Genomic DNA, 10,392 nt, shown 5'->3' with positions numbered 1-10,392 from the left:
TTCTCATTTCTGGTAGGTCTGCTACCCTGGTTATTTTGTTGAGGAGTATAATTCTCATTTCTGGTAGGTCTGCCACTTTGAACGCCCTGGTTTTGGGTATAACCACCATTAGCCTGACTTCTTACCGGTCTGCCAGCATTGTTATTAGGCGCGTAAGAAATTCCGCCATTTGGGTTTGCTACACCTGATCTGCTTGGTCTACCTACGTTACCTCCATTTGAGCCGCCATATCTTGGCACGCCTCTGTCATCGCTTCCAGGTCTAGCCCTGTAACTACCTCTGTTGGTGTATACACCGCCGCCGCCATAGTAGCCGCCACCAATACCCCAGCCACCGCCGTAGTATCCGCCGCCGCCCCAACCATAACGGTCGTAGTACGAATTAGGTCCCCATGAGTTCCAGCCCCAAGGGTTGTTCCACCCATAGCCGTAGTTGCCGTAGTAGAAAGGGTTGTTCCAGATGCTGCCATAACCCCAGCCTCCTCCAAATCCGCCGCCCCAGCCGCCTAAACCATAACCGTTGCCCCAACCAATACCTATACCTAAATAGTTTGATGGACCATAGCTGTTTCCATAATAATAATTGTCGAAATATGGATCGTAGTATCCCTGGAAACTATACCCGTTATAAAATCGGTTTATCCTTGAAGAATAATCCATATCGTAATAAGGATTACTGGTACCATAATATTCGTCGTATTCATCCTGACCTTGGGCCTGGTATTGCTGGCCCTGTTGGTTTTGGGATGGAAGTACAACTTCAACCTCACGGGCTTTTGCCACGGAGTTATAAACATCATCAGCAGGCTTGGTTTGAGCCAATTTTGATGTAGAGCATGAAGCCACCAACCCAGCAGCAGCAATCATAACAATGGGTAAAAATTTAATTGGTTTCATTGTGTTTATATTTAGTTGTGTGTGTTCACGAATGTAATAAACAGGTTTCAAAAGTAGTTAATTTCTAACTATTTACTTAGTCTAAAAACGTTAAATTATAATTGATGTCAATTCTTAATCGTTTGTAGGCATAAATTTATAAATTTGCTAGCTAATTTTACACTTTTTAACATACAAATTACGTTCCAAATACATAACATGAGCAAAGAAATTACAAGTAGAGAAGCAGATTATTCCCAGTGGTATAATGATATCGTAATCAAAGCAGATTTAGCAGAGCACTCCGCAGTGCGTGGTTGTATGGTTATAAAGCCCAATGGCTATGCTATATGGGAAAAAATGCAGGCTGTTTTAGATAAAATGTTTAAGGATACAGGCCATCAGAATGCCTATTTTCCATTATTCATCCCAAAGTCATTTTTCTCTAAGGAAGCTTCTCACGTTGAGGGTTTTGCAACAGAATGTGCCGTTGTAACACATTACCGTTTAAAAAACGACGGTAATGGCAATATTGTAGTGGATGAAACTGCCAAACTGGAAGAAGAACTGATTGTTCGCCCAACTTCCGAAACGATTATCTGGAATACCTATAAAGGATGGATCCAATCATACCGCGATCTGCCTATCCTGATCAACCAATGGGCGAATGTGGTAAGATGGGAAATGCGTACCCGGTTGTTCTTACGTACTGCCGAATTTTTGTGGCAGGAAGGCCATACGGCACATGCTACCGCAGAAGAGGCCATTGAGGAAACAGAACGCATGTTGCATATCTATGCCGATTTTGCCGAAAACTGGCTGGCTGTTCCGGTAGTAAGGGGACGTAAATCGCCGAACGAAAGGTTTGCCGGTGCATTGGATACTTATTGCATAGAAGCTTTAATGCAGGATGGTAAAGCCTTACAAGCGGGTACTTCGCACTTTTTGGGACAGAATTTCGCTAAGGCATTTGATGTAAAATTTACAGGTAAAGATGGTAAGTTAGATCACGTTTGGGCTACCTCATGGGGTGTTTCTACCCGTTTAATGGGGGCTTTGATTATGGCACATAGTGATGATTCGGGATTGGTTATTCCTCCAAAATTAGCGCCTATCCAGGTGGTTATTGTGCCGATTTATAAAGGTGATGAAGATCTGGCCAAAATTTCGAGTTATGTAAACGAATTAACCATGCGTTTAAAAGGTTTGGGCGTTTCTGTAAAGTATGATGACAGGGATACTCAGCGTCCGGGCTTTAAATTTGCAGAATATGAATTGAAAGGTGTGCCGGTGCGTATTGCAATCGGAGGTCGCGATCTGGAAAATAAAACTGTAGAAATTGCCCGTAGGGATACAAAGGTAAAACAAACCGTACCACAGGAAGGTTTGGATATTTACATCGTTAAACTGTTGGAAGAAATTCAGCAGAATATGTTCAATAAAGCATTGGCTTACCGCGATGAGCACATTACCGAAGCCAATAGCTACGAAGAATTTCAGCAACTGTTGGATACGAAAGCAGGTTTTATTTCTGCACACTGGGATGGAACACCGGAAACAGAACAAAAAATTAAAGAGGAAACCAAAGCAACCATCCGTTGTATTCCTTTAGATAATAAACTGGAAGACGGCGTTTGTATTTATTCGGGCAAACCATCTATCCAGAGAGTGTTATTTGCAAGAGCTTATTAATTAGACTTGAGATTTGAGACATTAGATTTGAGATTAACTCTTCTCGTGTCTTAAATCCTAAATTTTAAAAATAGATATTAGATTTGAGACACTAGATTTGAGATTAAATCACTTCCTAGCGTCTCATCCCAGATCTTTAAAATAGATGTTAGGTTTGAAACACCAGATATGAGCGTAAATCCCGTCTCATATCTCAAATCTAACATCTCAAATCTTAAAAAAAATGAAATTCGCAACTAAAGCCATACATGCAGGCCAGGAGCCTGATCCGACAACAGGTGCTGTAATGACACCGATCTATCAAACTTCCACTTATTGGCAAAAATCGCCGGGTGATAACAAGGGTTACGAATATTCGAGGGGAACCAACCCTACACGTAAAGCTTTGGAAGATTGTTTGGCAGCGCTTGAAAATGCTAAATATGGACTAGCTTTTTCGAGTGGAATGGGGGCAACAGATGCGGTACTGAAATTATTGCAGCCTGGTGATGAAGTAATTACCGGAAACGATCTTTATGGTGGCTCTTACCGTATTTTTACCAAAATTTTCACTAAATATGGTATTAAATTCCACTTTTTGGATCTTTCCAATCCGGAAAATATGCTGCCATATATCAATGATAAGACCAAATTGGTTTGGATCGAAACACCGACCAATCCAACCATGCAGATCATTGATATTGAAGGTGTAGCCAAAATTACAAAGGCGAAAAATTTAATCCTTACGGTTGATAATACTTTTGCCTCACCATATTTACAGAACCCGATCGATTTGGGTGCGGATATCGTGATGCATTCGGTAACAAAGTATATCGGCGGTCACTCTGATGTGGTGATGGGGGCTTTGGTAACCAATGATGAAGCTTTGTATAAAGACCTTTGGTTTATTTACAATGCCTGTGGTGCAACACCTGGTCCGCAGGATGCTTTTTTGGTTTTGAGGGGGATTAAAACGCTTCATTTAAGGATGAAAGCACATTGCGAAAACGGCGAACGGATTGCACATTATTTAAAAACACACCCTAAAGTAGATAAAATTTACTGGCCGGGTTTCGAAGACCATCCTAACCACGATGTGGCTAAAAAACAGATGCGCGGTTTTGGTGGTATGATATCGATTACATTAAAAGGAGCCGATCTTGAAGAAACCTTTAGGATTTCGTCTAATTTTAAGGTGTTTACTTTGGCCGAATCGCTAGGCGGGGTAGAATCGTTGATCAACCACCCGGCTACCATGACCCATGGTTCGATCCCGAAAGAGGAGAGGGAAAAAGTAGGGGTTACGGATAACCTGTTACGCTTAAGTGTTGGCGTAGAAGATATCGACGATCTTTTGGAAGATCTGGAACGTGCTTTGGCTTAAGCCTTGCGTGTATCGTCATTTCGAGAGATAGTTTATTGTATAAAGTCAATATTTTTGATAGGGAGTTAATGCATATACTCCCAAAATTACCGTCATTTCGAGCGGAGTGAAACGTAGCCGAGAACCACGTAAGTGCTCAGCGAAGCTAAATCTGTCTCGAGATAGATCTCTCCACTCCACTGCGTTCCGGTCGAGATGACGACTCTTTTTATTGAAGTCTGTCAATGGTACTGGAGTGCAATCGGTCGAGATGACGGCCATTTTTATTTACTTCTTTCGTTTTAACCAAAATACCCTATGCAATTCCTGGAGCTCAAAAATTTTCTTGATCATAAAGTTGAACAGTACAATCAGCCTGATTTTATAGTGAATGATCCGGTTTGTATCCCGCATCTTTTTGAGCAGAAACAGGATATTGAAATTGCGGGTTTCTTTGCTGCAGTTTTAGCCTGGGGGCAACGCAAAACCATCATTAATAAGTGCAGGGAACTGCTTGGCCGTATGGATAATGCTCCTTACGATTTTGTGCTGAACCATAGCGATGATGAGCTTAAACGCCTGCTCAATTTTAAGCACCGTACCTTTAACGATACGGATCTGCTGTATTTCATATCTTTCTTTAAACAGCATTATCAGCGTTTCGATAGTCTCGAACAGGCTTTTATTCCTCAACAGGATGTTTTCAGGTCGGAGTATCTCGAGGTTTCTTCAGTTGCACAGGATATAGAAGTCTCGTCGGCCGTTTGTTATTCTGCCGGTCTCAGTTTTTCCATTGAGCAGGCTTTGAACCATTTTAGATCGTATTTCTTCTCGCTGGAAGATTTTCCGCACCGTACGAAGAAACACATTTCATCACCGAGGCAAAAATCAACCTGTAAACGTTTAAACATGTTTTTGAGATGGATGGTTAGGGCCGATAATAAAGGGGTTGATTTTGGGATATGGGAAACGCTTAAACCAAAGAATCTGGTGTGCCCATGCGATGTGCATGTGGATAGGGTAGGGAGGTTGCTGGGATTGATTAACCGCAAGCAGACCGATTGGCAGACTGCTGTGGAATTAACGGAGCATTTAAAACAATTTGATCCGAACGATCCTGTAAAATACGATTTTGCACTGTTTGGTTTAGGTGTAGAAAAGGTATTTTAGTGGGATTGAAATTGAGAAAAGTCAAAAAAAATTCTTTTTTCAATAGTAATCTTCTTATACTTACTAAGTAATTTTGCTGTTATCGGTATAATTACAAGCTATCCCAACCGTTATTGCTATGCTCGCAGTCAATTTATCTGATGAAGATAGGTGGAAGAAATACAATAATTTTTCTCCACTGGTATCAATTTTTAAAAAATTCCATCCCCTTAATGCCGATATAGAAAAGCGGATCAACCAGCATACTTTTCCGATCAGTTACAAAAAGAATAAGTACCTGGTTTCGCCTGTTGACCGGAATAAATACCTCTTTTTGATTGTTAAAGGTGTGGTACGGGGATTTGTAAAAGATGGAAGTACCGAAATAACCACCTGGATTGCGAAAGAGAACGAGGTAGTGGGTACTATCCGTAATTTATGGGTAGAGGGCGATTCGGAAGAGTATCTGCAGGCATTGGAAGATGTTGACTTAATTGCTATCCCGCATGTACTGTCCGAATTTCTTTACGAAAATTTTGCAGAGGCCAATATCGTTGGCAGGAAAATGATGGAGTTGTATTATCGCTCAGCGGAAGAACGTGCCTATCTGTGCCGTATTTCATCTGCGGAGAAAAGGTATAAACGTTTCCTGGTTTCTTTTCCGGGACTAATCAACCGAGTATCGTTAAAACATATTGCATCTTTTCTGGCCATCCGGTTAGAAACACTGAGCAGGATCAGGGCTAAAATTTAGGTATTCCCAATCCATATATTTCCCAATGGATTTACACGTTTTTATAGCGGTTTCATAATCTATTCATTCGTTTTACTGCACTTTTGGGCACACCGATATTAATTATGGTGTAAAGCTGTATGATAAAAGCTATTTAAAGTGCGATTAGTGCAATACACATTTTTGATATAAAAGACCGCTGATAATTATAGGTTCTCTAACAGAATAGCAGCCGGATAGGCGCGATTTCTTTACCATATCCAGCTATTATGCCTAACATCATACCGGCAAGTTTAATGTGTTTTTAACAAAACTGTTAAGATGTGTATAATAATATTTACACATTTTGATAAAAAAATAAGTACTATTGCGTACAAGAAAAATAACTTTTTATTAACTTGCAGAATATTCTTAAAAACAATGAAGACAAAAAATGCCGTAAATACTTTTACAGTGCTTATCGCTGATGATCATGAAATCATCCGTCGTGGCTTAAAAGGTTTAATATCAGACTTTTGGCCTGGTGTTGAAATCATCCACGCATCAACTTTAGAGCAAGCACTCGTTGAAACAGAAAAGTCGCCAAGCTTAATCATTATTGATGTTAACCTACCTGGCGGTAACAACCTAAAAGTAATTGACCAGTTAAAATTAGTTCAGCCCAATGCCAAGATCCTGGTATTTTCTTCTTTGAACGAGAATATTTACGCGGTTCCTTATCTTAAATCGGGTGCATCTGGTTATCTGACCAAAAATGCCGAAGAATCGGAAATTGTAACTGCCATTACTACCATTTTAGCTGGCAGCCGTTATTCGAGCAGGAACGTAAAAGAAAATATGTTTAACAGCATATTGGGTAACGATGCCGATAATCCATTTACCAAACTTTCGGGCAGGGAATTAGAGGTAGCAGAATTGCTTACAAAGGGTATTGGTGTATTGGAAATCTCCAACCAGTTAAATCTTCAGATGGGTACGGTAAGTACTTATAAATTAAGGTTGTTCCAAAAACTGAAAATCAAAAGTATCATAGAGCTTGCTGAAAAGATGAGCATCTACGAAAGATAAAAAGAGTATTTTATACTCTTTTTATCTTCTATCCCTTTTTTTCTTTATCTGTTTTACCGGTTTTCGGTACTCCTGATTCGTTCGGGCTAGATCCTGCCTGACCAAATTTATCTGAAGCTCCTTTTCCGTTCTGGTCGAACGAAGCTTTTTCTTTTGAACTCCCGCTTGTTTTATTTTCTTTTTCCTTTTTAGCCATAATATCATTTTTTTGATACCAATAGAACACATCTGAATAGCTAAAGTTTTGCTAAAATGGATCTGTAAATAAAACTGTGCGGTTGCCTATAGTTAGAAGGTAAGTATGGCTTTCTATTTTGACATAGGACAACGTTGCAATAGGTAAAAAATTATGTTAGTGCATTTCGTTTCGTCTGTATTTTATTATTTATTCAATTATCTGTAGGATTAAGGATCTATTGATAGTAATAAATGATACATAATGCTTATCGAATCTTGTAATTTTCTTCTTAAAAAAGCAACCAATTTGTCAAAAATCCGTCTGATTAATATGACTTTAAGATTATAGAGCTACAAGTTGTAGTAAAAATATTGACCTAGATCAAATGTGCCTGGATTTTTGGGTATAACGAAAAGGCCTTTAGGTGCTCTAAAAGTCATAATCTATATGACAAATATCAAAATATTTATATTTTGTATTATTAGTAATACATTATTGGTTGATTGATAAAGGAAATAAAAGTTCAATGATATATCTTTGTGGGTGAAAATGAATGAAATGAACTGATCTGTAAAAATGAGCTGTTCGTTTTTATTCATTTCAAAACTGTTGGTTTTAAGATTTCGTAAGTATCTATAAGCCAGCAAATAGCTATTACAAACTACATTATCTCAATTCGTGTAATACTTCTATATCCCATATATGAATAAAAATTTACTCTCTTCGTGTATCCCCGCACGGAATTTTTCGAGGACTAATAATTATTTAACGAGTTTTTTCGGTAAATATTTCATATCGGTACTATTTTTAGCGATTGTACTTCTTTTTACGAATCTAAATTCGGCTTTTGCAGATGGGAGTAAGGATTTGTATCCGAGTGGCGTTGCTGGTAATAGAGCATTTTTGATATCGAATGTTAACACTGCTCAATCTCCTACCAGTTGGCCTTTTAAAACTTTAGGTACCCATTATGTTTACGTTAAAGTTGGTGAAATAATTTCTTTGGGTTCCAGTGCACAGGGATATCAAAGTGGAACAATTATAGTAACAAGACCCGACGGTACTCAGTTTACTTCAGGTACTGGAGCAGCAGCAACTGCTGGAAGAATTACAAACCGTACGCAAGAATTGGCTGGTCCGCTTCCAGCATCTGGTGGATATACCCCATTCCTTGTTTCGGCTACAAATACTACAATAGAGGGGATTTATAGGGTAGATTTTATTCCTCCTGCTGGCAGCGCCAACAATACCGTTGTTGATGGCAGAACGGATATTCCGGCTAATTCGAGTTGGTCTCAAGGTACAGATAATGCAACAAGTTCAATTGCTGCATGGGATGTTTCAGTATTTAGTGGAACAACATTGAAACCTGGGCGTGTATATACAAATGTTCTCAATCTGGGATTGCATACAGCCATGACAAATGGTAGCACTAATAATTTTCAATCAACTAAGGGGTATTATGGTGTTAATTATGTTTTAACCAAAGACGGCCGTGCTTATAAAGTCCAAAATAATGGAAATGTGGGAGTTGGTTTTACGTTTTTTGTGAATAATAAAGGAGTTTATGATGCTACAACATTTAATCCAACTTACAAAAGTTTAAATTCTACAACGTCAATTTCTTCTCAAATTCAGGATCCAAGGTTAAATGACAATGGTACGAATGTAACTCATAAGATGTTTTATACCGTGCCGTCGCCCGATTTAACAACCTCCTCAATGCCTATTCGCCTAACAGATATTAATGATCCTACGGGACCGGGTATATCTACAACTACCTGGGTGAAAAATATTCCGATTAATCCTGTTGTTTCTAATACATTATTGACGGGGGCGGAAGGTACCCCAAATAAAGCTGGGCAAAAGGGAGGAACAATTTCATTTACAGCTAGCACTGCTGGTTCCTACCGAATTACTATACCTGTTTCAAGTGGTGCAAACAGGGTTTTGACCGGAACTGCTTTTCAGGGTAGTAATTCAGTTGTTTGGGATGGTAAGGATGGAAATGGTAATGTACTTCCTGCGGGGACAACCGTTAGTACAATCCGTGTAAAGCTTTTTTCTGCAGAGGTCCATTTTCCATTCCTCGATATGGAGATCAACCCTCAAGGAATTATTATTGAGTTAACTCAGAACAACACTAATTATACAATCAATTCGGCCTCTACTGATGAAACTGTTTACAGTAATAAAGTTTATTGGGATGATAGCCCAATCACTTTTAGTGGAACAACAACCTCAGAAAAATCATCACCCACAACAAATCTCGACGGTATCAGTAGTACAACACCATCTTCAAGTACACCAAATGGTCATAAATGGGGAAGTTATTTGGCTTCAGGTACTGGTAATGCAACTGCTGGAACTGGAAGTAGTAGCTTTGGTAATGATGTAACTATAGATACTTGGGCATATATTGGAGGAACGGAAGTGGTTCAGCCAGTAAATGTAAACGTGGCTGTAGCAGATTTAAAGACTACCAGTGTGAGTACTTCTTCTCCAAGCCCTGTTCTTGTAGGAAGCACGGTAACGTATACTGTAGTTGTGGAAAATATAAATAATCCGGGTGCGGGTAGTACAAGTGATGTAACTGGGGCAGGATTCAGGTTTCTTCCTCCTTCTGGCTTTACCATTACCAGTGCAACATTAACCGCAACTTCGGGGGGCGCTGTTACAGAAACAAGTTCTACGAATAGTGGTACAGTATTCAATTCTAAGCTGAATATGGTAAGTGGCTCTACAGCTACTTATACCATTGTGGGTACTGTAGGTTCTGCGCTTGCCGGTAATACTATTAATGTTGAAGCAAGTATGTTGCGTCCGGCTGATACAACTGATCCAGATGCAACTGATCCGGCCACAACATCTACACCAACCAACCCGAATACAGAGTGTGCTAATAATGGAAAGGGAGGTACCTGTAATAATATTTTAACGAATAATGCTGTTGCAGTAGTTGCACAGGTAAGTAATAATACTATTTCGGCTGATCAGGCCATTTGTCCAGGATCAACTCCAGCAGCTTTAACCGGTACTGCTCCAACGGGTGGTAGCGGTACATATAGTTATTTATGGCAGCAAAGTACTGATGGCGGTACTAACTGGAATTCGGCAGCCGGAACAAATACTAATTCTGGTTATACACCTCCAGCATTAACACAAACCACACGTTACAGAAGAATCGTTACCGCATCGGTAATCGGATCAAATACAAGTAATGTTGTTGTAATTACGGTAAACGCGCTGCCAACAGCTTATAATGTAACGGGCGGAGGTGCATATTGCGCTGGTGGCCCGGGTGTGGCCGTAGGTCTTGCCAATTCGCAGACAGGCGTTAATTATCAACTTCAGA

At 39.7% G+C, this 10,392-nt stretch carries 7 protein-coding genes and 1 pseudogene; 6 read left to right on the top strand and 2 right to left on the bottom strand.

The genetic code is table 11. The annotated features are described in order from the left end of the window. Nucleotides 1–896: hypothetical protein (locus tag B2V92_RS07500; RefSeq protein ID WP_293306422.1), on the bottom strand; the 896-nt coding region annotated here is incomplete at its 3' end. Nucleotides 897–1,094: 198 nt separating this feature from the next. Here B2V92_RS07500 and proS point away from each other — a divergent pair. From proS to B2V92_RS07475, 5 genes are all read left to right on the top strand, one after another. Continuing rightward, entirely contained in the window at nt 1,095–2,567 is a 1,473-nt protein-coding gene (proS, locus tag B2V92_RS07495) for a proline--tRNA ligase (protein WP_293306420.1), read from the top strand. A 223-nt stretch (nt 2,568–2,790) separates the two neighbouring features. Further along, nucleotides 2,791–3,930, top strand: a complete 1,140-nt coding sequence (locus B2V92_RS07490; RefSeq protein WP_293306418.1) for a cystathionine gamma-synthase — start codon at nt 2,791–2,793, stop codon at nt 3,928–3,930. A 297-nt stretch (nt 3,931–4,227) separates the two neighbouring features. Continuing rightward, nucleotides 4,228–5,079, top strand: a complete 852-nt coding sequence (locus B2V92_RS07485) for a TIGR02757 family protein (RefSeq protein ID WP_293306416.1) — start codon at nt 4,228–4,230, stop codon at nt 5,077–5,079. A gap of 118 nt (nt 5,080–5,197) precedes the next feature. Further along, nucleotides 5,198–5,812 (top strand): Crp/Fnr family transcriptional regulator, encoded by a 615-nt coding sequence (locus B2V92_RS07480; protein WP_293306414.1) that lies wholly within the window; start codon nt 5,198–5,200, stop codon nt 5,810–5,812. A gap of 399 nt (nt 5,813–6,211) precedes the next feature. Beyond that, nucleotides 6,212–6,859, top strand: a complete 648-nt coding sequence (locus B2V92_RS07475) for a response regulator (RefSeq protein WP_293306412.1) — start codon at nt 6,212–6,214, stop codon at nt 6,857–6,859. 28 nt (nt 6,860–6,887) lie between these two features. On the opposite strand, the gene B2V92_RS07470 is transcribed toward B2V92_RS07475, so the two are convergent. Further along, nucleotides 6,888–7,055 carry a hypothetical protein gene (locus B2V92_RS07470; protein WP_293306410.1) on the bottom strand — a complete coding sequence of 56 codons (168 nt, stop codon included), beginning with the start codon at nt 7,053–7,055 and terminating at the stop codon, nt 6,888–6,890. A gap of 885 nt (nt 7,056–7,940) precedes the next feature. Here B2V92_RS07470 and B2V92_RS07465 point away from each other — a divergent pair. Further along, nucleotides 7,941–10,392 (top strand): annotated as a pseudogene (locus tag B2V92_RS07465) (hypothetical protein); the annotation flags it as partial.

The sequence above is a fragment of the Pedobacter sp. UBA5917 genome, assembly GCF_002432345.1.
GTDB lineage: Bacteria > Bacteroidota > Bacteroidia > Sphingobacteriales > Sphingobacteriaceae > Pedobacter.
This window is presented reverse-complemented; position numbering and strand designations above follow the sequence as displayed.